The sequence below is a fragment of the Thioalkalivibrio sp. ALR17-21 genome (genome assembly GCF_000420185.1).
In the GTDB taxonomy this organism is placed as follows: domain Bacteria; phylum Pseudomonadota; class Gammaproteobacteria; order Ectothiorhodospirales; family Ectothiorhodospiraceae; genus Thioalkalivibrio; species Thioalkalivibrio halophilus.
On the sequence record NZ_ATUL01000017.1, the window covers coordinates 19630 to 42327 of the forward strand.

Consider the following 22698-nt stretch of genomic DNA (forward strand, 5'->3'; position numbering starts at 1 on the left):
CGGGGGACACTCTGCAGATACAGGGGAACCATCCGGCCGCTACAAACTCTTCTGCAACTCCCCCATAACGCGAGAATGCCATGTCTTCGGGAACGGACGCCCTGCAGCGGGTAGAACAGGCCCTCAACCAGATCCTTCTCGGCAAGCCCCGCGCCATCCGTCTGGCGCTCACCTGCCTGCTGGCCAACGGCCATCTGCTGATCGAGGACCTGCCCGGCGTGGGCAAGACCACGCTGGCGCACGCACTGGCGCGCGCGATGAACCTGGACTACCGCCGGGTCCAGTTCACCAGCGACCTGCTCCCCGGCGACGTCCTCGGCGTGTCGGTGTTCGAACAGGGAAGCGGCGAATTCCGCTTTCATCCCGGGCCAATCTTCACCCAGGTGCTGCTGGCCGACGAGGTCAACCGCGCACCGCCGAAGACCCAGAGCGCCCTGCTGGAAGCCATGGAAGAACGCCAGGCCAGCGTGGAAGGGGCGACCCGCGACCTGCCCGAGCCGTTCTTCGTGATCGCCACCCAGAACCCCGAGGAGCAGGTCGGCACGCATCCGCTGCCGGAGTCGCAGCTGGACCGGTTCCTGATGCGCATCGAACTCGGTTACCCCGACCCAAGGGCCGAGCGCGCCCTGCTGGAACGCCGCGGGGACACCGGCCACCCGGCCCCGGACACCATGGCCACGCCGGAACAGCTGGCCGAGTGGCAGGCATCCGTGGATGCCGTGCACGCCGATTCCAAGGTGCTCGACTATCTCCAGGAGCTGGTGAGTGCCAGCCGCGATACCGCCCGCTTCGCCCACGGCCTGTCGCCGCGTGCCGGCGTGGGCCTGCTGCGCGCGGCACGTGCCCATGCGTTCCTGGATACGCGCGACTACATCACCCCCGACGACATCGCCCGGGTCCTGCCGGCGGTGGCCGGCCACCGCGTACGCGCCCGCGAGCCGCAGGATCCCGCCCGCACCGTGGAGGCCCTGCTGGAATGCGTGCCCAGCCGCTGAACCGCCGGCGACGCCTGCGCGGCGCCTGGCAGCGCCTGCGCGACGACGCGATCCGCTGGATCAACCGCCGCCACGCGCACGACGGCGAGCATGCGCGGCTGGGCCGCGACCGCATCTACATCCTGCCCACCCGCGCCGGTTACACCCTGCTCGGGATTATCCTGATCATGCTGCTGGGCTCGATCAATTACGCCAACAACATGGCGTTCCTGCTGACCTTCCTGCTGGCCGGGATCGGGCACAACGCCATCTGGTACACCCATCGCAACCTGCTGGGACTGGAGATTCGCCCGCTGCCGATCGACCCGGTGTTCGCCGGGAGCGCGCCCGAAGCGCAACTGCGACTCCATGAAACCGACGGCCGGGGACGCGAAGCCATTACCGTGCGGGTCGGTGCACACGCTTCCGAACCGGTCGCCATCCCCGCGGGTGGCCGGAGCGATGCCCGCATCGTGCTGCCGGCCGTGCCGCGCGGGGTCTACCGCCTGCCGCGCCAGCGCGTGGACACGCGCTTCCCGCTGGGGGTCCTGGAGGCCTGGAGCTGGCTCAATCTGGACGCCGAGATCCTGGTCTATCCGTCGCCCGTGGACCCGGGCCGGGCCCTGGCCGGACACGGCGACGGCGACGAGGACACCGGCGCCCGCGGGCAATCCGAGGAACCGCCCGACCACATCCGGCCCTACCGCCCCGGCGACCCGCCCGGCCGCATCATCTGGAAGGCCTATGCCCGCAGCGGCAAGCTGCATGTGCGCGAAAGCCCCGGCGGGGTACAGGACGACCTCTGGTTCGACTACGACGCCCTGCCCCACGGCGACACCGAGACCCGCCTGTCGATGCTCTGCCATCAGGTGCTGGAGGCCCATGCGCAGGAGCGCGCCTGGGGCCTGCGTCTGCCGGGCCAGCGCATCGACCCCGGCCAGGGCCCGGAACATCGTGACCACTGCCTGCAGGCGCTGGCCCGTTATCGCGCCGCCCCGGCACCCCTGCCGCTGGAGGACGGAGCATGAGGGAGGGCTGGCTCACCCGCCCGGCCCCGCCGCGCGAGGAACTGCGCGGGCTGGGCATCGCGCTGATCGCCCTGCCCGTGGCCGCGCTGCCGCACGCCTGGTACCAGCCGGCCTGGGTGACCCTGCTGATGGCCCTGGCCGTGCTGCTGCGCGGCTGGGTGCACTGGCGCGGGACCCGCGCGCCCTCGCTGTGGGTGATGAGCCTCCTCGCCCTAGGTGCCGGCGCCATGACCCTGGCACATTACGGCACCCTGTTCGGCCAGGAGGCCGGGAGCGCGCTGCTGCTGGTGATGATCGCGCTCAAGCTGCTGGAGGCGCGCAGCCGACGCGACGTGGTCATTGCGCTGTTTCTGGGTTATTTCGTCATCGTCACCACGTATTTCTTCGACCAGGCTTTCTGGATCGGGCTGTGGTCGCTGCTGGGGGCGCTGCTGCTGACCGCGGCCCTGGTGCAGCTGCACGCCGCCCGCCCGCTGACGCCCGGTTATCTGGCCCGCCGCGCCGGGACCATGCTGGTACACGCCCTGCCGTTCATGCTCATCCTGTTCATCGTCTTCCCGCGCATCGAAGGGCCGCTCTGGGGCGATCGCGAGGACCGGGACGACACCGCGCAGACCGGCCTGTCCGACCAGATGAACCCCGGCGACATCGCCGAACTGCTGCAGGACGAAACCGTCGCCGCCCGGGTCGAATTCCACGGCGAGATCCCGCCGACCCGCGCACAATACTGGCGGAGCATGGTGATGACCGACTTCGACGGCCGCCAGTGGCGGGCCGATCGTGGAGATTCGTCGATCGAACGGCCCGCGGTGGAGGGCGATACCGTCGACTACACCGTCACGCTGGAACCCACGCGTTCCCGCTACCTGCCGGTTCTGGAATATCCCGCCCGCCTGCCCGACGATGCCGAGCTGCGCGCGAACCATCAGGTCATCCGCGACCAGCGCATCACCGGGCGCATCCAGTACACCGCCAGCGCCGACCTGACGCGCCCCCCGGGCAGCGACGCCGACACTCCCGCCCTGGATCCCGAGACCCGCGAGCGTGCGCTCGCACTGCCCCCAAGCGCCGCGCCGCAGGCCCGCGCCCAGGCCGGGCTCTGGACGGCCACGCACGACGACCCCCGCGCCATCATTGAAACCGCCCTGGCGCGTTTCTCCGGCGAACCCTACCGCTACACCCTGCAGCCACCGCAGACGACGGGCGATCACACCGATGCGTTCCTGTTCGATACCCACGCCGGCTACTGCGAACACTACGCCTCGGCGTTCGCGGTGCTGATGCGGGCGGCGGGCATCCCCGCGCGGGTGGTCACCGGCTATCACGGAGGCGAGTGGCGCGAACGCGGTGGCTATCTGCGCCTGCGCAACGCCGACGCCCATGCCTGGAACGAGGTCTGGATCGACGGCGAGGGCTGGCGGCGGGTCGACCCCACCGCGGCGATCGCGCCGGAGCGCATCGAGCAGGGCCTGCAGGGCCTGTCACCCTCCGAGGGCGAGCAGACACCGGACTTCCTGCGCCGCGAGGGCCTCTCCTGGCTGCAGCAGGCGCGCTTCGAGCTGCAGGACTGGCGGGAGTTCATCGGCTTTCGCTGGGAGACCTGGGTGCTGGCCTTCACCCCCGAGCGTCAGCAGCGGCTGTTCGAGCGCTTTGGCCTGGACCCGCGCGACTGGCGCAGCGTGCTGATCGCGCTGGGGGTCAGCTTCGGCACCCTGGCCGCCGGGGTCGCGCTGTGGCTGCTGCTGCGCGGACGCGAGCGCCGGGATCCGGCGCAGCGCGCCCTGTACCGGCTGTCCCGGCGCCTGCGCGGTGCGGGCCTGGCGCACCAGCCGCACGAGAGCGTGGATGCCTGGGTCCGGCGCGTGGCGGCCGCGCGCCCGCAGGACCGCGAAGCCCTGGAGGCCTTCGCCCGGCACTACAACGCCCTGCGCTTCGCGCCGCTGGACAGGCAGGGACGACACGAACAGCGCCAGGCCCTGAAGGCCACCCTCGCCCGCATCCCGCGGCGGCGGCCGGCCACGGACACGGACTCGGACGCGCAAACGCCTGCCGACACCCGGCTTTGAGCGGGGCTCCGGGTCAGGAGCGGAGGGTCAGCGGGCTCAGAAGGTATTGGCCACCGAGGCCACGCCCGGCGCCCGCGAGCGCACCAGGCGTTCGACCACGTTCTTGAGATCCAGGGTGGAACGCGGGCAGCCGACGCAGGCCCCCTTCAGGCGCACGCGCACGGTGCGCCCGTCCAGCTCGACGAACTCGATGTCGCCGCCATCCTGCATCATGATGCGCCGCGCCTCCTCGATGGCCTCGCGCACCGCGTCCTCGTCGATGGGACCGTCGGCCGGCACGTCGGCCTGTTCCCGCGCCGCATGGGTCTGGGCCCGGTCCAGGCGCAGTGCCAGCTCCGGATCGAGCTCCTCGATCGCGTCCAGCTCTTCCTCGCTGTAGACGTGATCCGGGTCGTCCTTCAGCAGGTGCGACACGTCCACCATGACCTGTGCGTTGTCGGGACGCGTTTGATCTCCCGCCATGATCCGGCCTCCGCTAGCTCGCAGTGCGGCCAGTATAGCAACGCCGCGCGCGATCACGTCGCGAGGCCTCACCGGCTCCCCGGCTTCCGCCGGACCCGGCGCGGGCCAGCGCAGGCGCATGCGCAACCGGCGCAGGTCGTCCGCATCCACCCGCCCCGGGTACAGCCACAGGGTCCCCGGGCGCCCCCCTCCAGCGGGGTGATAGCGCAGCACCACACGGGTCGCGAACACCCGGGTGTCCGGCAGGATCTCGATATCGTGGATGCGTTCCTGGCGCAGGCCCTCGGCGGTGGCCAGCCACCAGCGCCCGTACGCGGTGCAGCCCAGCCAGTCGAAGTCCGGCTGACGGCCACGCCGGGACCAGCCGAACGCGGCCGCCACCAGGACGCCCGCCGCCGGCCATGTCCACCACACGCCGTAGACCAGCGCGTACAACACGACCGCGGTGCTCAGCAGCACCTGACCGGCGAGAATCCGCCGCGCGAGCCGCGGGTCAGGGTGCAGGCGCAGCCGCAGCGGCGGCGCGGATGAGCGGGGCAAGCCGGGCTATCCCGGCATCCGCGGTGGTCTGGCGGCCCATGACCACCTCGTAGAGCACGTTGTCGGGATAATCCAGCAGCCGTTCGAAGGCATCACGACCCTCCTGGTCCAGTTGCGCATATCCCTGCGCGAGAAACTCCCCTAGCAGCCAGTCGTTCTCCAGCATCCCGCGACGGCAGCGCCAGCGAGTGCGGCTGTCGGGTTCCATCACAGTGACCTCTTCAGCATGGTGCGGCGGATGTCGCTGATCGCCTTCGCCGGGTTCAGGCCCTTGGGGCAGACCTGGGTGCAGTTCATGATGGTGTGACAGCGGTACAGCTTCCAGGCATCGTCCAGCCGCTCCAGCCGGTGCTCGGTCGCCTCGTCGCGGGTGTCCTTGATGAAGCGCGCCGCCTGCAGCAGCGCGGCGGGGCCGAGGAACTTGTCCGGGTTCCACCAGTACGACGGGCAGGCCGCCGAACAGCAGCCGCACAGGATGCATTCGTAGAGACCGTCCAGCTCGTCGCGGTCGGCCGGGTCCTGCTTGCGCTCTACCTCGGGCTCCGGGCTGTCGTTCACCAGCCAGGGCTCGGCGGCCCGGTACTGGTCCCAGAAATTGGTCATGTCCACGATCAGGTCGCGGATCACCGGCATCCCCGGGAACGGGCGCAGGGTCACCGGGGTGTCGAGCTCCTCCAGCGGCGTCACGCAGGCCAGTCCGTTGGTGCCGTTGATGCTCATGCCGTCGGAGCCGCAGACCCCGTGCTGACAGGAACGCCGGAAACCCAGCGAGTCGTCCTGCTCCTTCAGCAGCAGCAGGGCATCCAGCAGCATCATCCCCGGCTCCACCTGCTCGTCGGGCAGGGTGAAACGCTGCATCTTCGGTAGCGTGTCGGTCTCCGGGTTGAAGCGGTAGATCGAGAATTCCATCAGTAGGTGCGCTCCTTCGGCGGGAACGAGGCCACGGTATTCGGCCGGGTCCGCACCGGCTTGTAGTCGAGGCTGTCGTCCTCCAGCGAATACAGGCTGTGCCGAAGCCACTGCCGGTCGTCGCGCTCGGGGAAATCGATGCGCGAATGCGCGCCCCGGCTCTCCTCGCGCCCCAGCGCGGAGCGGATGGTGGCGATCGCGCAGTCCATCAGGTTCTCCAGCTCCATCGCCTCCACCCGCGCGGTGTTGAAGGTGGGGGTGTGGTCATGGATCACCGCGTGGTCCAGGCGCCGGCGCAGCTCCCGTACCTTCTCCACACCCTCGCGCATCACCTCGTCGGTGCGGAACACCGAACAGTGGTCCTCCATCACCTTGCGCAGTTCGCGCTTGAGCCCGTCCACCGACTCGGTTTCGCCGGTGCCCGAATCGCGCCGATCCCAGCGGGCGAGCCGGGCCATGGCCGCCTCCACCGCGGATTCGTCCAGCGGACGGTGATAGCGGTTCTCCTCGAGGTATTCGAGGATGTGATTGGCCGCGGCGCGGCCGAACACCAGGATGTCCAGCAGCGAGTTCCCACCCAGCCGGTTCGCCCCGTGGACCGACACGCAGGCGGCCTCGCCCGCGGCATACAGCCCCGGCACCGGGTCCTCGGGCGAGTCCTTGACCGGCGCGACCACCTGCCCGTCGCGGTTGGTGGGGATCCCGCCCATGCTGTAGTGACAGGTCGGGAACACCGGGATCGGCGCCTCGATCGGATCCACGTTGAGAAAGGTCTGGCTGGCCTCGCGGATCCCCGGCAGGCGCTGCATGATGGTGTCCGCTCCCAGATGGCGCAGGTCGAGGAATACGTGATCGGCGTTGCGCCCGCAGCCGCGGCCCTCGCGCACCTCGGTGGCAATCGCGCGCGAGACCACGTCGCGCGAGGCCAGGTCCTTCGCGTTCGGCGCATAGCGCTCCATGAAGCGCTCGCCGTCGGAATTGATCAGGTAACCGCCCTCGCCGCGCGCGCCCTCGGTGATCAGCATCCCGCGCCCGGCGATCCCGGTGGGATGGAACTGCACGAATTCCATGTCCTCCAGCGGGATCCCCGCGCGCAGGGCCATCGCCATGCCGTCGCCGGTGTTGATCAGCGCGTTAGTGGTGGTGCGGAACAGCTGCCCCGCCCCGCCGGTGGCGATCAGCGTGGTCTTGGCCTCGATCACGATCGGCTCGCCACTGAGGATCTCGAACGCCAGCACCCCCAGCACGTGCCCCTCGGCATCGCGCAGCAGGTCCACCGCGAAATATTCGTCGAAGAAATGCGTGCGTGCGCGCAGGTTCTGCTGGTACAGCGAGTGCAGGATCGCGTGGCCGGTGCGGTCGGCGGCGGCACAGGTGCGCGCGGCCTGGTCCTGGCCGAAGTTCTGGCTCTGCCCGCCGAACGCACGCTGGTAGATGTTGCCGTTGTCCAGGCGCGAGAACGGCACGCCGAAGTGGTCCAGCTCGTAGACCACCCTGGAGGCGGCGCGGCACATGTATTCGATCGCGTCCTGGTCGCCCAGGTAGTCGGAACCCTTCACCGTGTCGAACATGTGCCAGTGCCAGGAATCGGGCAGCACGTTGGCCAGCGCGGCGTTCACCCCGCCCTGGGCCGCCACCGTGTGCGAGCGCGTGGGGAACACCTTGGACACCACGGCCACCTTGGCCTCGGCGTTGGACAGCTGCAGGGCCGCCCGCAAGCCGGCCCCGCCGGCCCCGATGATGAGGGCGTCGAACTTGCGCCGGGTCACGTTCATGAGAGCCATGCCTTGAACAGGATTGCGAAGGCCCACAGGCCAAGGACCAGCAGGCCGGTGGCCGACAGGGTCAGCACCGTCAGGCGGATGCCGAAGGGATGGACGTAGTCCATGATCACGTCGCGCAGGCCGATCCAGGCGTGCAGCAGCAGGGCCAGCACGCCCAGTGCAGTCAGCAGCCCGACCACCGGATGCCCGACGAAGGCGATCCAGAGGGCATGATCGGCCGGCGGGAAAAAGACGAAATAACCCAGCATCAGCACGGTGAACACGCCCAGGTACACGGCCGTGATCCGCTGCAGCAGCCAGGCCCGCTGTCCGCTCAGGAGTCTCACAGCCACAGTCCTCCCCAGACGATCAGGGTGGCGACGACCCCCGCGATCAGGGCCTGGCGCGCAGTGCGCAGCGACCCCTCGCGGTCCTCGCCGATCCCGAATTCCATCGCCAGATAACGGATGCCGGCGAACAGGTGATGCAGCAGCCACCACAGGACACCCAGCAGCACCAGCAAGCCCAGCGGGTGACCGACCCAGCCGGCCACGCGGGCAAAACCCTCGGGTCCGGACAGCGAGAGCTGCAGCAGCCACAACAGCACGGGGATCGCGAGAATCAGCAGCACGCCGGTCACGCGGTGCAGAATCGAGACCACGGCATTCAGCGGAAACCGGATTCTGCGCAGATCGAGGAAAACGGGACGAACCGGTGACCGGGGCATGCGACCTCTCGCTCGGATGGGCGACATAAGGGATCCTGACACCCGACACGGCGTTCGTCTACTATCGGGCCGCCAGGGAAATGCCGCCCCCGCGGCTACAGGAGATGCGTAATGCGCGAAGACTGGAAGAAACACCTTGTCGATTCCGGTGCCGAATTCGAGGGCGACGAGCTCGTCCACTACGGCAACCCGGAGCGTGAACGGCAGATGGCCGTCAACGGCGATGTCATCTGCGACCTTTCCCATCGCGGGCTGCTGGAGATCCGCGGTGCCGATGCCACCGAATTCCTCCAGGGCCAGTTCGGCAATGATATCCGGCAGGTGGACGCGCGCCACGCCCAGCTGTCCAGTTACGCCAGCCCCAAGGGCCGCACCTATGCGGTGTTCCGTGTCCTGCGCACTCAGGACGGCTATCTGCTGGAGATGCCGGCGGATCGCGTGGAGCCGGTCGCCAAACGACTGCAGATGTTCGTCCTGCGCTCCGACGTGATCATCGAGCAGGCCGGCGACAGCCGCATCCGCTTCGGCCTGTCCGGTCCGGATGCCGAGAAGGAGCTGCAGGACGCCCTGGGCGCCTGTCCCGCGGAGATCCACGAGGTCGTGGAAAAGGACGGGGTGACGGCGCTGCGCGTGCAGGGCGTGCACCCGCGTTTCGAACTGTTCGGCGGCTTCGACGCGATGCGCCGGCTGTGGGACGCCCTCAATGTGCGCGGCGCCCCGGTGGGCCCGCACGAATGGCAGCTGCTGGACATCCTCGCCGGGATCCCGAGCGTGGTCGAGGCCACCACCGAGATGTTCGTGCCGCAGATGCTCAACCTGCACGCCCTGGGCGCGATCAGCTTCGACAAGGGCTGTTATCCGGGGCAGGAGGTGGTCGCGCGCATGCACTACCTCGGCAAGCTCAAGCGGCGCATGTTCCGCCTCGCGATCCAGGATGGCGAACCCCCGACACCGGGCATGCCGGTGTTTCGCGCCGATGGCAAACCCGACCAGGCCGATGGCGAACTGGTCGCCGTCGAACTGCACCCCGACGGCCAGTATTCCGCGCTGGCGGTGCTCAAGGTGGACGCGGCCGAGGCCGAACTGCGCTGCGGCTCCCCGGACGGCGCGCCGGTGACGCTGTGCGACCTCCCCTACGACGTTCCCGAAGGGGCCTGACGCATGCGCTTTCTGTTCTTTTTCTTCGTCCTGATCCTGCTGGCGCTGTGGGCGGCGTTCTTCAGCCGCCCCGACAATCCGACCCTGTCCAACTGGCTGTACGCCCTGGCCGGGGTGCTGGCGATCCTGTTCCTGATCGGCTACCTCCGACTCGACGGGGTGATATAACTACGCTCCTAAAGGATTGAAGTAACCGACACACCTTTCCCAGTTCCAATCACCTTGGCATACTTGCGAACATATTGAGACAGGAGTCCCGCCGATGTCGGCCACCACGCCTCAGGTTTCCGCGGTTCGAATTCTGATCGTCGACGATGAACCCGACATCGTCGAAGAAATTCAGGAAAGCCTGGAGGCCGACGGCTACTCCTGTGAGCCTGCTTTCAGTGCTCGGGACGCTCGCAGCAAATTCAGCGAGGATCCATCGATTGGTATCGTCCTGACGGACATCAAAATGCCTACCGAGGACGGATTCCAGTTCATTGAATGGCTCCTGGATCAGCACGAAGGCGATCGGATTTTCGAGACGGCCGTCATTACCGGTCATGGTTCTCACGACACCGCAATCCGGGCCCTGCGAGACGGCGTACGCGATTATTTTCAGAAGCCGCTGGACCTTCGGGCCGTATCCGCGTCCATCCAGCAACTTGAGGATCGGGTTCAGAAGCGGCGCGACGAAACCCGCTCGGCCCGGATTTCTCCTCAGCTGGATTCTCTCGACCACGCCATTGCCAGTGTTTCCAACGACCTCGCAACATTGAGAAACCAGCTGGGGCTCCCGACTCACACCCCCGAGAGCGGATCCGGCCCCGAATCCAATGTGAACCTCGATCGGCCCGAGTTTGACAAGCTGACCGCCCGCCAGCGGGAAGTTGTGGCGCTGGTTGCCAATGCCTACAGTAACTATCAGATTGCCTACGAGCTTGGCATTACCGAGAACACCGTCAAGTTGTACGTATCACAAATCCTGCACACATTGGGCCTATCGAACCGCACCCAGCTCGCGCTTGCCGCAACCCGCCACCCCCTCTCCTGATACGTCGCCCGCTTCTATCCGGCGGGCAACTCGATACGGAAACAGGCACCCCTTTCCTGATTGGTCACCGTTATCCGCCCCCCCATTTCCTGAATGATTCCGAAACTGATGGACAACCCCAGACCGGTCCCTTTCCCGACCTCCTTGGTTGTGAAGAACGGCTCAAACATCCTCTCCTGAACCCCTTCGTCGACGCCTCCCCCCGTATCCGAAACCTCCAGCAAGATAGTCCCGCCATCATCCGTGCTTACCAGTCGGATCCGGATCGAGTGTCCGGACTCACTTCCAGAAGACACGATGGCATCTCGTGCATTGACCATCAGGTTCATCAATACCTGTTCCAGCTGATCACGGTGACCTAGGACGTTATCCGACCCCTCGATCTCCGTATCGAGCCGCAGATCAATGCCATTGTTTCCAAACTGCTCCCGTACCAGGACCAATGCGTTATCAACCGCCTCCCGCACAGAAAAAAGAACCGGGGTCCGGTCGCTGCGCCGTCCGAACATCCGCATCTGGTCGATGATACTCGCGGCCCGCGATACCTGCCCTTCGATTCGGTCGATCTTGGCCAGCAACAGCTCCGGGTTCTCCTCCCCGCTGTCCAGAAGCCGCCGGGCATTGTGGGCAGCCATGCGTATGACATTGAGGGGCTGGTTGATTTCGTGCGCCGCACCGGTGGCCATTTCTCCGAGCGTCGCCATCTTGGCGGCATGAATCAGCTTCTCACGCGCCTCCCGAATCTCCGTGTTGTCTCGTCCTACGGCCTGCACCTCGACGAGATCGCCCCGATCGTCGAAAAATCCGCGTTCGGACCACACTACCGACCGAACCCCGAGTCCCGGAAGGACCATCTCCATTTCATGATCCACCGTAGGGCTTGAGGGGCTCAGTCCGGCGAGACGCGTCCCCAGCTGTCGGATTTCGTCTTCACCGAGAAACTCTGGCCACGAATGGCCCTCCGGGCCTTGCTGGTGGTCAAAACCGAATGCATCCAGGAATGCCGTATTGGCGAAATTCAGCTTCAGATCTGCGCCGAACCGCACGATAAATACGGGGACATCCTCCACGATAGCCCGGTAGCGACGCTCACTCGCATAAACGTTGGCCTCGAACGATTTTCGCTCAGTAATATCCAGAAGGATCCCCACCAAACGACTGTCCGTCCCGAAGCCCGTACGGCGGATTTCCTCATAAACCCAGGAGTAATTGCCGTCCGCATTCCTCAGCCGATACGCCCCCTCGAAACGACCTTCCGACTCCAGCTTTTCCAACCGCTCACGCACCACGGAAAGATCGTTGGGGTGAGTCCTGGACGCAAGGCTGGCGGTTTCCAGACAGGACGGATCCTGACTGCCAGTAATGCTCCACAACGAGGCACTCGCATGCGTTATGCGCAATCCTCCGGCCCCCAGATGGCCCAGATACACCAGGACCGGGGCCGACTCCAGCAATGCCGCGAACAGCTCACTCGTTTCCTGGTGACGCCGGTCTCCTTCGTCACGTGCACTGACATCCGTAACCGTTCCCCTCCGCACATGGCCGGAGCCATCACCAAGGGCACATACTCCACGGAAACGCAAACGCAGGGAGGACCCTTGACCGCCTCCCGCAGCCCTGACAGTCAGTTCGGCCGGCGCCATTCCCGCTGACCCGCACAGCGACTCGACCCAGGCCTTCAGGCGGCTTCGATCTTCGGCGATCACGCCAAACGCCTCGGCCAGATCCGGGCCTTCGGGATCGGCAGCCAACCGACGGGCCTCCGATGAAAGCCAGAGTCGCCGGGCCTCGGGGTCAAAAGTCCACGACCCCATCCCTTCGACCCTTTCAACCGCATCCGCATGGCTCTCCGTGAGCGAAACCCGCACAGTTTCCTGACGCGCCGCAAGAATTCCGCCCAGCATGGCGGCAACCGGGGCCAGACCTGACGACCACGTAGCCCAGTCCGCCCGATCCGACAGCGACTCTACCAGCACGGCCCCCCATTCCCTTCCGCCGGCCAGTAATGGAAGCAGAACCAGCGACCGTACACCACGGCGTACAAGCACCCTGCCGGCACAGTCTCCGCGCGAACCTTCCAGAAAAACCACACGACCATGTTCGATCTCGCCGCGTACGGCGGCGCACTCCAGAAGACGCCGGGGTTCATCCGCTCCCGTCGGCGCAACCATGCCTTCATGAAGCATCCAGCTTCGTTCAATCCGCCCACCCCCCCGGCCCTGTTCCTCTCGTACCACAAGCAGGGCCCGGTCCGCGGCCATCATCCGCCCCAGATCCGCCAGTACCCGATCCAGATAACGCCCTTCCGCCTGCCGAACGAGCGGCGTCACCATCATCGAGCGGATCAACGCATCAATCGCGTTCCGAGGGTCTTCTCCGTATTGCCGTACTCCTTCAACAGACTCTGCGTCCATCAGCATGCTGTTCTCCTGCCCGGCCGGTCCGGCACAGGCCGCTTATGCCCCTGTCATCGCCATCCGATCGCAAAACCAGTCCGGCACGCACGCTTACCCGTCACAACCATCCGCGGAATGCACCTGCAAGTCTTTTTCCATTAGCAGCCTTTCCGCGCGCTCCAGCGCGGAAAACAGCGAATCGGGATCCACCGGTTTCTCCAGAAAATCCGTTACGCCCTGCCTCAGCGCCGTGATTGCCGTGTCCTTGCTGCCGTGCCCTGTCACCATGATCACCGCATGAGCGTCGCCGAAGTCACGCCGAATCGACTCCAGGATTGCCATGCCGTCCTCGCCCGGCAGTCGCAGATCCAGAAGGATGATGCGGATTCCCGGGTGCTTTCCGAGAACACTCCGCGCCCCCGCACCGTTCGCCTCGTGCCACACCTGATAACCACCGGCCTCCAGGGCCTCCCGCAACTCCTCATGGATATCCGCGTCATCATCCACGAGCAACACCTTTTTCAAATCGTCCATCGTCCCCTCCTGCCTACATGTCAATCGAAGCCTGCGCGCGTAAATCCCCCGGCATTCTGGGCACAGGGCCGATCCCCGGCAGTTCGATGGGCACCAGCAAGGGCGCCTGCGCATAGTCATAGGCAATCGTCACTTCCAGCACGTCCTCATCCATGTCTGCCGTGATCTCGAAATCCCCCGGAAACAGCGCCAGCATCCGGGCGTCTTCCATGATGCGCTCGGCATGCTCGGCCGCCAGCGCCTCCATCCGCTCCACTGCATCATCCGCCGCCGGATCAATCTGGATGGCAACCCGTGCGCCTTCCGCAGCGGCGGTGTGCATGTTCTGCATGAGCAAGAGGGGAAAGGAATAAGACACAATCGCGTAAAACACCGCGAAGAAAATCACGAAAGTCAGCGCGAATTCGATCGCCACCGCCCCGCCCTGACGCGACCTGCGGCGTCCATGACGCATCCTCGCAAACGCCTTGTTCGATTCCATCCGGTCTCTCCATCCGCGGCGCGATGAGCGTCACCGCACCAGATCAACGCCACCTTCACGCAACTCCACCACCTGGACATCCATTCCGCCAACCTTCACGCCCAGAATATCCAGGAGCGGGTCGATGAGAATTTCGCCCACCACGTTGAGCAGTGGCGCCACGACGTCCGCCAGCAGGGCGCGCAGGATCGGGGTTACCACAACCGCCAGGACCTCGTTGACCAGATCCGCGACCCCGCATAACAGCCCCCCGAGAAGCCCGTCGCACACTTCCCCTTCAAACGTGGGGAGGACACGGACTTCGAGAATTAGCTCTTCACCCAGGGTCTCCACCGCGTGCCCCAGTGAATCCCCCACGCCGGACGACGTGGATAGCGGCTCCGTGGGCAGTTCGGACCGATCGGTCACCAGGAATTCCAGGGTCTCGGGTCCGCTCGACCCGACGGGGACCTCCGCCTGAAGATCCACCTCGGCCAATCCGAGGATCTTCAGCCGGGAGGGTTCCAGTTCGTCCGAATCGCTGCTGGCGAACCGTCCGATGTGCACGCTGGCGAGTCCGGGCAGAGCCCCTACATCCACGCGGGTTCCATCCCCGTTTCCATCCGGGCACGAGACCCCTTCGAGCCACGCTTCGCCCTGAGCGGCCTGAACCGCCAGTCCCAGATCCAGTTCGATATCGTGATTCAGCCCTTCGCCATCCTCCAGTCCGCCCAGAATGCCCAGCCCCAGGTCCACCTGAATTCTCGCCTGAGCCGTCTCCAGATGCGTCCGCCACCGGTCGGCAGGGGCATCGCCGGCCGAACTCCCGGGCACGACACCCGGTGGCCCGATCGCCATCTGCGGCGGTTCGACCAGCTCAATCGACACCCCCGTGTCGACCACGGCCAGTCCGGGCACATCCACCGGCAGTTCAAGTTCCAGGTTGAGGGCGTCCTCCCCGGTGGCCGTCAGGGCCGACATCAAGATGAGCTCCAGCACGTTGAGCTCGGCATCCAGGGCAGCCTCCGGGTCTGAGGGCGCTTCTACGTGAAGCAAGTCCCCGAGCTCCAGCTCGAGCTCATCGACTCTCAGGCCGAGCAGTTGCTGTTCCAGTACCGAGAGGTCCACATCCGCCACGTCCTGCCGGTCCACCGCCGAGATCGACGCCTCGACCAGCTCCAGGACCGACACGCTGGTGGTCAGCAGTTCGTCGACCGTCCCGACCGCCAGATCCACGCCCGCGACCCTGAGGTCGTCGGCAAGCTGCAGCAGGGTGATCGACGTATCGGCCAGCCCCCGGTAGGCCACCGCATCGAGATCGAGATCGCTGCCCAGCAGTTCGTTTAAGAGCAGATTCAGCAGGACCGAATCTTCAGCGGAGATCCGTGCCGCCCAGGAACCCGCGGAGATTCCGGCCATGTTCTGGCGCTGTGCCACGGCCTCGGCCGACAGGGCGGTCGTCCCGCCCAGCAGCCCCCCCAGCACGACGCTGGAGGGCACCTCCTCCGTCGCCACCACACGCACGGCCTCCGGCACCTCATCCGGGTCGCCACTGCCGAGCTCGAATACCCGAAGTCCGTCCACAACTTCGAGCGCCCCCAGCTGCACCTGTCCGTCATCGGCCCTCAGGTCCCCGGAAAAACCGTTGCGCTCCGCGCTCCGCTGCGCACGCTCAGCCGCATCCACCGACGTGGCCTGGCAGCCAGTGTGGTGACGGGCAGTCTCCAGGGCCGCCATGTCCGCAATCCGCTGCAGGCTGCGCTGTTCCATGTAAAGGCGCCCCGCATCGATCGCGAGCGCCATGGTGAGCATGACCAGCAACAGCACCAGCGCCGCCATCAGTCCAATGGCACCGCCCTGATGCCGCGATGTTCCTCGCCGGCGGATGCCGCTTCCCGAGCGCAACGTGAACATATGGCCCCCGACGCGGCTCAATCCGCGCTGAACGAATCCCGATCGATGTAATGCGGCGGAATGGGGTGGCTGAAGCTGTCCAGATAACGCCGCAGTGCCCGGGTCCGTGCCGCTTCCGACAGTCCCTGAACATGGCCGGAAGCCTGCTCGCCGCCGCGCTGCATGGACAGCCAGTCGCGGGTCCCGGCCGACGGGGATGAATCAACCCCGGCATCCGCCACTGCCCGTGAACCGACCTCAGTCCCGGCCGTAACAGGCCCGGCCATCATCCCCATCACGAGGAACAGTCCGCCGCTCACCACCGAAAACACGCTCAATGCCTTCATCACTCCACTCCTTCGTTCGGGATTCCGAGTTCAAACTCGTCGGCCGTGCCATCCAGAGGCTGCCCCAGGATGATCTCGCCCTGTGCCTCGAGACGAGTGGCCTCGAGCCGATCGACGCGATCGTTCAGGCGGGACACCATCTCCGCGTCCGCCCCGTGTTCGCGGACCAGGTCATCCAGCGGCCGAGTCTCGCCCCGACTCAGGTACAGGAGCATGAGGTTCTCCAGTGCTCTCGAGCGCCCGTCATCCAGTTCCAGGGCGGTCCTTAGCTCGAACTCGGCATCGTGGTCTTTTCCCAGCAACATCAGCACGAACCCGTAATCATTCCGCACCTGCGAGACGTTGGGCAGCGCCATCCGCGCCTCGCGCAGGTGCTCCTCCGCCGCTGCATAATCCGCCTCCCTCAGGGACAGAATGCCCAGGCCATGATGGGCTGCCCCTCGGTGGCAAGGATCATTCTTCACCTGCCTGAAGGCATCCCGTGCATCCTCGTGGCCAATACGACTCAGTATCTGGCCACGGGCTAGAACCACCTCGTCGTGCTGCGTGCCCAGGGCATCAAGTTCGGCCAGGGCCGCATACCAGCGGCCCTCCATCGCCTGCTCCTCGGCCATCTGCATCGCCATACGCGTTTCGGTCCCCAGATCGGAGGCACAGTCCAACGCAGCAGTATGCTGCTCAGCTCCATCGCCACCGCCCGTGGGCAGCGCCGCACAGCCATGCAGCAGCAAGGACGTCACGATCACCGCCAATAAACCTGCAATCCGATGTCGCGTTCTATCCATCACCGACTCCCCCCAGTGCGTCGATCAGGCCAATGAATCCTGGCGCCGCCAGCACCGCGAGCAGGGCCGGGAACAGAAACAGCATCATCACCACGCTCATGCGCGCCGACATCTTGTTCACCCGCTCCTGCACCCGGGTCCGCTGACGGTCTTCGATCAGTTGCGACAGCCGCTGCAGCGGTGCCTTCACATCCCCGCCCTGTTCCACCAGCTGTTTCAGGATCAGGACCGCATCATCCAGCTCCGCGACTTCCAGTCCCTCTGCCATGTCACCGAGGGCCTGCGCCAGCGAGACCCCGGTGCCAACCTTCTGCAGGACCACGTCAAGCTCCGCCGCAAGATCCGGGATCAACGCGCGGCTCTCCGTCGCCACCACGCGCAGGGCCCCGTCTGCCGACTGTCCGGAATCAAACAGCATCCGCAGAAGCTGAACCATTACGTTGACCTGATCGCCGATCCGCCGTCCGCGCTCGTTCGCCACCGCCGCAATCACCCGCCGGGGCAACATCAGTGCCGCCAGTCCACCGGCCCCGAGCACCAGAAGGTCGCCGCCCTCAAGGCCATCCCCGGTGGCGGCCAGCAGCAAAAACAGAACAGCCACCAGGACGATCGGAGCGAACTGGACCATAAATGCGGTGGTCCGCCGCTTCGCCGGCCGGATCAGACCTGCACGCCGCAGAAGCCGCGCCAGCTCCGGGTCCGAGCCCCGCAATCTTGCGACCAGCCCCGCAGCCGACGGGCGTGTACGGGTCCTTTCCGGGCGTTCCACCCCAGCGGCCGAGCCGTAGTTCACCGCTTCCGCCCCCGTTGTTCCTTCCAGGCGCGCGGTGATGGCGTCGCGCTCCCCGCTCCCCTGCCACCAGAGCCATGCCGTCATGACACCGCCGCCCAGAAGCAGCAGGACCGCCATCAGTAGCAACCACATGCCGAGCGTCATCACATACCCCTCAAAGACTTCGCAGCATGCGCCAAAGGATCAGGACGCCCAGTGCCTGCCAGACGATCGCTCCCGCGAGGACCGCGGTACCGGCGGTGCTTTCGAGCATTGCAGCGTAGTAGTCAGGATTCATGGAGACCGTATAGCCCGCCAGTCCGATCGGCAGCACCGCCAAGACCAGCGCGCTCACCCGCGTCTCGCCCGTAAGCGCACGCAATTCACGGCGCGCCTGCTCCTGCTGCCGGAGCATGCGCACCACCTGCTCCATCAGTTCCACGGCACTGCCGCCGTAACGCATGTTGAACTGGACCCCCAGGGCCAACAGCCTCAGCGGACGCAGATCATAGTCCTCGGCGACACTCTCCATCGCCTCGCCCAGACTCACGCCCAGATCGACCTCCCGCACGACCCGCGCCAGAACCTCCCCCAGCGGGGCACGCATCTCCGCCGCCGCGCCCGTCACTGCAGCCGGGAGCGTCCGGCCGGCCCGCAGACTCCGCACCACGTGTTCGGCAAATCCGGGAAGCTGCTGCTGGAGGAATTCCCGTCGCCGCCGGGCCGACCAGGTCAGCACGGCGTAATTCATCCCCAGCCCCGCGACAATTCCGCCCAGCAGACCCGGCCAGCCTCCCAGCACGCTGCCCGTCAGGATCACGAGCAGCCACAGCGCCGCGAGCGCGGCGGCAGGAAGGCGGCTTTCACCCATTCCGGCCCGCAGCCACAGCCGTTCCAGCCCGGACCGACGACGCGTCGGATCGCCGTTGGCCCCGCTCCCCGCAGTCCTCAGGCGTTCATCGATTGCCGCGTTGTCTACCCGGGTCCAGCCCGCACGCAGCACCAGCACACCCACGGCAAGCATCGCCACCGCCGCTCCCAGAAACAGGTATCCCTGAGGTTCCATCATCGCCCCCTCCCCTGGCCTGGCGCTCCCGGGGCCATCCCTTCAGTTTCTCCGCAGCTTGCCGGACGCCGGCGCACCTTCCCGGTGCACGATCCGGTCGTGGGCACGGTCCAGCTCGAACAGCACGTTGGTGACGTAATGACCGTCACGCACCGACACCACCTCCGCGACCTCGCTGATGCAGCGACGTCCATTCGGCAACCGCACCAGCTGAACGATCACGTCGACGGCCGCACCGATCATCTGCCTCACGGTCGCCTCCTGGATCTGGCGACCGGCCATGCCGAACAGGGCTTCCATGCGCAGCAATGCATCACTGGCGCTGTTGGCATGAATCGTGGACATGGAGCCGTCGTGGCCGGTATTCATCGCCTGCATCATGTCCATCACCTCGTCGCCGCGGACCTCACCCAGCACGATACGATCAGGACGCATGCGCAGGGCGTTCTTCACCAGATCGCGCGCCGTTACTTCGCCGAAACCCTCGACGTTCGGAGGACGGGTTTCCAGACGAACGACATGGCGGTGGCCCAGCTGAAGCTCCCCCGTATCCTCAATGGTGACGACGCGCTCCGAGTCGCCGATGAATCCACTCAGTACGTTCAGAAGGGTCGTCTTGCCGGTGCTGGTACCGCCGCTCACCAGGATGTTGGCTCGCCGCTCGACGGCGTTGCGGAGGAAGGACAGCAGTTCCTCGTTGAGCGTGCCGTAGACGACCAGGTCCCTTCCCTGAAGAGGGTCTGCCTTGAATTTGCGAATGGAAATGGAGGGCCCGTCCATGGCGACCGGCGGGATAACCGCGTTAACCCGGCTGCCATCCGGCAACCGCCCGTCCACCATCGGGCTCGCTTCATCCAGCCGGCGACCCAGCGGAGCGAGAATGCGTTCGATTACCCGGCGCACATGGGCGTCATCAATGAATCGCCGATCCGTCTCCTCCAGACGTCCTTCACGTTCCACCACGATGTGCTGGGCACCGTTGACCAGGATTTCCGACACCGAGGGATCAGACAGCAGCGCCTGAAGCGGCCCCAGCCCGGTCAGTTCGTCCACCAGATCTTCGGCCAGTCGGTCGAGATCCATCTGGGTCAGCGGCAGCTGATGCCCGGCGACGTACTGAGCAACCTTCTCCCGTACGTATTCCAGGACTGCACCTCGCACCCATGACGAGAGTTCCACCTCATCTTCCTCGATGGACTCGACCAGGTACCGATGTAGATTCAGCTTGAGATCCTGCTCGTCCCCCTGGTCGCGTACCGCTACCCCTCCGCGGGCCCCCCCTATCTTCATCCGTTCCTCCTGGTCATGCCGCGCAGCCACTCGCGGACCCCCCCGGGGCGGTCACCCTGGTGGGCATCCAGACGGCGGATCAGCGTCCGGATGCCCGCAACCAGGCTGTCCCGCGGCGCCATCTCGAACAGACTCTTGCCCAGATTGATCGCCCGCATCCGCTGCAGACCATTCCCCGGGAGCGTTGCCAACAACGGCGCCCCGATCCGTTCAGCAACCGTATCCGCATCAGGGGCCAGCCGTGACTGAACACGGTCAACCACCACGCGCAACGAGCGGATCTGCGTCCCGGCCGTGCGCATCTGATCCAGGCGTTTCACGTTCTGTCGGAAACTGGGCACGCTCTGGTCCACCAGCTGCAGCACCTCATCGGCATTATTCAGCATCACATGGAGGAAGGCGCCCTGCGGAAGCCCCCCCAGATTCACGACCACATGCGAGTAATGACGCTTCAGGGTGCCCAGCAGCAGATACAACTCGGCGGTGGAAACCTCTTCTTCCCCATCGCCGTCTTCCGGGATGGACAGCACGTGGACCCCCGAGCAGTCGGACGGCAACGCGCTCTCCAGCAACGTCTGGTCGAGGCGCCGGAGGTTGCGCATCGCATCAAAAAAGGTGAAAGACGACTCCAGACCGAGGAGCGTCAGGCAATCACCGGACGGCACGCCCAGATCCAGGAGCAGCACCCGCGAGGACGGTTTCTCGTGCCGCAGACCAACCGCCAGATGGGAAGCAATGAAGGCATTCGACAAATCGGGGCGGGCGTTCATGACCGCCCACACCACGCCCCGATCATCGCGATCATCCTGCTGGACCGGAACACGATCGAGTGCCCGGCGCACCAGTGCCCGTACCTCGCTCGCCCGGGTCCCGACCGCGAGAAAGTCACGTGCACCGGCACGCATCGCGGCCAGCAGCTCGTCGCGTGCATTACCGTCACCGACCGCGATGACGGTCAGCATCGGCCGCGCGGCCGTGATCCCCTCAATCAGGGCCGAGGCACGATTCAGGTCACCCGCCGTCACCCCGACGAACATCACCCGGGCATCGCCGAGGTCCAGCAGCCCCAGCACCTCGTCGAGCTGATCCGATTCGGCCGGAACAACTGCGCCGAGGTCACCCAGACTCATTTTCAGCCACTCCAGCTCGCGGCCACCCAGCAGACTCGCCACGAAACGGGAAGGCGCATCCAGTCTCGGTTCTTCCGTCATCACCGGGCCTCTCCGCTGTCGCTCCGGAGACGATCGAAGCTGCCATCCTCCAGGAAGAACTGCTCCGCCGCATTCGGCGAATACTCCCGATACGCCTCCCCCGGGAGATCCGGAAGATCCGCGTCTCGCGACATCGGCTGCACCAGATGCGGGGTCACGATCATCAGCAGTTCTCGATCATCCTCTTCCACCATTGAGTTGCGGAAAAAGGCCCCGAGCACCGGAATCTCTCCCAGTCCCGGCAGGCGATCCACCTGCGACGCGGTACTGCTGCTCACCAGCCCCGAAATCACGAAACTCTCGCCGTCCCCCAGGGAGACCGTCGTATCCGTTCGCCGAACCCGGATACCGGGCACCATGGTCCCCTCGATCTGCACACCCGACGACTGATCCAGCTCGCTCACCTCCGGGGCCACCTTGAGCGTAACCTGGTTCTCGTCGATCACCGTCGGTGTCAACGAGACCCGAACGCCGAACTCCTTGAACTGCACGTTCACCGAATCGGACCCCGACGTCGGGACGGGAACCGGGAACTCGCCACCGGCGTGGAACGTCGCGTTCTGCCCGCTCAGAGCGACCAGACTGGGTTCGGCGAGGGTGTAAGCGAAATCGCTGGATTCCAGCGCGTTGATCAGCGAGAGGAAACGGTCCCCGCCTCCGCCATAAAAGATATTGAACCCATCTTCCGACCCGGGGATGCCCGATGAGGCCCCGGCAATCCCGCCGGGCACGCCACGACCATCCACGACCCCCGGGGTACCGAACAGGAAGTTCGAAGAACCCCGGCGGCCCAGGAACGAAGCCCCGAGTTCCCGCAGCTTGGAACGGCTGACTTCCACCAGCCGGATATCCGCCTGCACCTGCATCGGGAGATCCGCCACCTCCTCGCGGCTATGTTCACGCTCGTGAACTTTCAGCGCCTCACCGGCGGATACCGTCACCAGCGAACGTTCCGGATCAGGGTTGCAGGACGTCCAGACGTACAGCGATGTCAGGCCGCTCCCCACCCCCGTCACCAGGACTTCGTTGCCATTCACTGCGGCCACGTCCGCCACCGCGTCGTCGCCGACTGCGACTCTCTCGATCCGCGTAGGAAACTCAATCCTTTTCTGGGTGCCTTCATCCATATGCTGCATGTGCGGCATGATCTCGTTAACGCGATCACAACCCGCTGTTGCCGGCGCCGCCACCGCCCACGCCAGCGCAGCCACCGCCACCAGCTTCATCATGCGCCGGGGCCCGGGCGCGCCGGCCGGCTTCCCTGTCATTGCGTGCATCACT

23 protein-coding genes are annotated in these 22698 nt (G+C 66.0%); 6 read left to right on the forward strand and 17 right to left on the reverse strand.

Annotated elements, in window-relative coordinates:
* Positions 1-80 precede the first annotated feature (80 nt).
* Genes G020_RS0109865 through G020_RS0109875 form a run of 3 tightly spaced genes read left to right on the forward strand, consistent with a single transcriptional unit; the run spans position 81 to position 4068 of the window.
* Positions 81-995, forward strand: a complete 915-nt coding sequence (locus G020_RS0109865; protein WP_024329483.1) for a MoxR family ATPase — start codon at positions 81-83, stop codon at positions 993-995.
* Positions 977-2002, forward strand: a complete 1026-nt coding sequence (locus tag G020_RS0109870; protein ID WP_024329484.1) for a DUF58 domain-containing protein — start codon at positions 977-979, stop codon at positions 2000-2002. The genes G020_RS0109865 and G020_RS0109870 overlap by 19 nt, the downstream gene beginning before the upstream one ends.
* Positions 1999-4068 (forward strand): DUF3488 and transglutaminase-like domain-containing protein, encoded by a 2070-nt coding sequence (locus G020_RS0109875; protein WP_024329485.1) that lies wholly within the window; start codon positions 1999-2001, stop codon positions 4066-4068. The genes G020_RS0109870 and G020_RS0109875 overlap by 4 nt, the downstream gene beginning before the upstream one ends.
* 36 nt (positions 4069-4104) lie before the next feature.
* Here G020_RS0109875 and G020_RS0109880 read toward each other — a convergent pair whose 3' ends face one another.
* Genes G020_RS0109880 through sdhC form a run of 6 tightly spaced genes read right to left on the reverse strand, consistent with a single transcriptional unit; the run spans position 4105 to position 8469 of the window.
* On the reverse strand, positions 4105-5070 hold the full coding sequence (locus tag G020_RS0109880; protein ID WP_024329486.1) for a NifU family protein: 966 nt from the start codon (positions 5068-5070) through the stop codon (positions 4105-4107).
* Positions 5024-5278, reverse strand: a complete 255-nt coding sequence (locus G020_RS0109885; protein ID WP_024329487.1) for a succinate dehydrogenase assembly factor 2 — start codon at positions 5276-5278, stop codon at positions 5024-5026. Before G020_RS0109885 ends, G020_RS0109880 begins: the two co-directional genes overlap by 47 nt.
* On the reverse strand, positions 5278-5979 hold the full coding sequence (locus G020_RS0109890) for a succinate dehydrogenase iron-sulfur subunit (RefSeq protein ID WP_018945634.1): 702 nt from the start codon (positions 5977-5979) through the stop codon (positions 5278-5280). Before G020_RS0109890 ends, G020_RS0109885 begins: the two co-directional genes overlap by 1 nt.
* The gene (gene sdhA, locus G020_RS0109895) at positions 5979-7754 is read right to left on the reverse strand and encodes a succinate dehydrogenase flavoprotein subunit (RefSeq protein WP_024329488.1); all 1776 of its coding nucleotides are present in this window, start codon (positions 7752-7754) and stop codon (positions 5979-5981) included. The genes G020_RS0109890 and sdhA overlap by 1 nt, the downstream gene beginning before the upstream one ends.
* Positions 7751-8089, reverse strand: coding sequence for a succinate dehydrogenase, hydrophobic membrane anchor protein (gene sdhD / locus G020_RS0109900; RefSeq protein WP_024329489.1), 339 nt, complete (start codon positions 8087-8089; stop codon positions 7751-7753). Before sdhD ends, sdhA begins: the two co-directional genes overlap by 4 nt.
* Positions 8086-8469, reverse strand: a complete 384-nt coding sequence (gene sdhC, locus G020_RS0109905; RefSeq protein ID WP_024329490.1) for a succinate dehydrogenase, cytochrome b556 subunit — start codon at positions 8467-8469, stop codon at positions 8086-8088. Before sdhC ends, sdhD begins: the two co-directional genes overlap by 4 nt.
* Before the next feature lie 111 nt (positions 8470-8580).
* Here sdhC and G020_RS0109910 point away from each other — a divergent pair, with 111 nt between their 5' ends.
* From G020_RS0109910 to G020_RS0109920, 3 genes are all read left to right on the forward strand, one after another.
* A complete protein-coding gene (locus G020_RS0109910) occupies positions 8581-9627 on the forward strand; it encodes a folate-binding protein YgfZ (protein ID WP_024329491.1) in 1047 nt (348 codons plus the stop codon).
* 3 nt (positions 9628-9630) lie between these two features.
* Positions 9631-9795: a hypothetical protein gene (locus G020_RS15385; RefSeq protein WP_196800314.1), complete on the forward strand. Its 165-nt coding sequence runs from the start codon at positions 9631-9633 to the stop codon at positions 9793-9795.
* Between the two features lie 94 nt (positions 9796-9889).
* Complete coding sequence (locus tag G020_RS0109920; protein WP_024329492.1) at positions 9890-10663, forward strand: response regulator transcription factor; 774 nt, start codon at positions 9890-9892, stop codon at positions 10661-10663.
* Positions 10664-10677: 14 nt separating this feature from the next.
* Here G020_RS0109920 and G020_RS0109925 read toward each other — a convergent pair whose 3' ends face one another.
* The 11 genes from G020_RS0109925 to G020_RS0109975 form a co-directional block, all read right to left on the reverse strand.
* Positions 10678-13083 carry an ATP-binding protein gene (locus G020_RS0109925; protein WP_024329493.1) on the reverse strand — a complete coding sequence of 802 codons (2406 nt, stop codon included), beginning with the start codon at positions 13081-13083 and terminating at the stop codon, positions 10678-10680.
* Between the two features lie 87 nt (positions 13084-13170).
* Positions 13171-13593: a response regulator gene (locus tag G020_RS0109930; RefSeq protein WP_024329494.1), complete on the reverse strand. Its 423-nt coding sequence runs from the start codon at positions 13591-13593 to the stop codon at positions 13171-13173.
* A 13-nt stretch (positions 13594-13606) separates the two neighbouring features.
* A complete protein-coding gene (locus G020_RS0109935; RefSeq protein WP_043689170.1) occupies positions 13607-14074 on the reverse strand; it encodes a TadE/TadG family type IV pilus assembly protein in 468 nt (155 codons plus the stop codon).
* Positions 14075-14104: 30 nt separating this feature from the next.
* Positions 14105-15967: a TadG family pilus assembly protein gene (locus tag G020_RS0109940; protein WP_255349527.1), complete on the reverse strand. Its 1863-nt coding sequence runs from the start codon at positions 15965-15967 to the stop codon at positions 14105-14107.
* Positions 15968-15984: 17 nt separating this feature from the next.
* Entirely contained in the window at positions 15985-16293 is a 309-nt protein-coding gene (locus G020_RS0109945) for a DUF3613 domain-containing protein (RefSeq protein ID WP_024329497.1), read from the reverse strand.
* A complete protein-coding gene (locus G020_RS0109950) occupies positions 16293-16919 on the reverse strand; it encodes a hypothetical protein (protein WP_024329498.1) in 627 nt (208 codons plus the stop codon). The genes G020_RS0109945 and G020_RS0109950 overlap by 1 nt, the downstream gene beginning before the upstream one ends.
* Before the next feature lie 151 nt (positions 16920-17070).
* The gene (locus tag G020_RS0109955; RefSeq protein ID WP_024329499.1) at positions 17071-18015 is read right to left on the reverse strand and encodes a type II secretion system F family protein; all 945 of its coding nucleotides are present in this window, start codon (positions 18013-18015) and stop codon (positions 17071-17073) included.
* Positions 18016-18025: 10 nt separating this feature from the next.
* On the reverse strand, positions 18026-18919 hold the full coding sequence (locus G020_RS0109960; protein WP_024329500.1) for a type II secretion system F family protein: 894 nt from the start codon (positions 18917-18919) through the stop codon (positions 18026-18028).
* A 39-nt stretch (positions 18920-18958) separates the two neighbouring features.
* Positions 18959-20206 (reverse strand): CpaF family protein, encoded by a 1248-nt coding sequence (locus tag G020_RS0109965; protein WP_024329501.1) that lies wholly within the window; start codon positions 20204-20206, stop codon positions 18959-18961.
* On the reverse strand, positions 20203-21417 hold the full coding sequence (locus tag G020_RS0109970; RefSeq protein WP_024329502.1) for a pilus assembly protein CpaE: 1215 nt from the start codon (positions 21415-21417) through the stop codon (positions 20203-20205). The genes G020_RS0109965 and G020_RS0109970 overlap by 4 nt, the downstream gene beginning before the upstream one ends.
* Complete coding sequence (locus tag G020_RS0109975) at positions 21417-22685, reverse strand: type II and III secretion system protein family protein (RefSeq protein ID WP_231363061.1); 1269 nt, start codon at positions 22683-22685, stop codon at positions 21417-21419. Before G020_RS0109975 ends, G020_RS0109970 begins: the two co-directional genes overlap by 1 nt.
* Positions 22686-22698 lie beyond the last annotated feature (13 nt).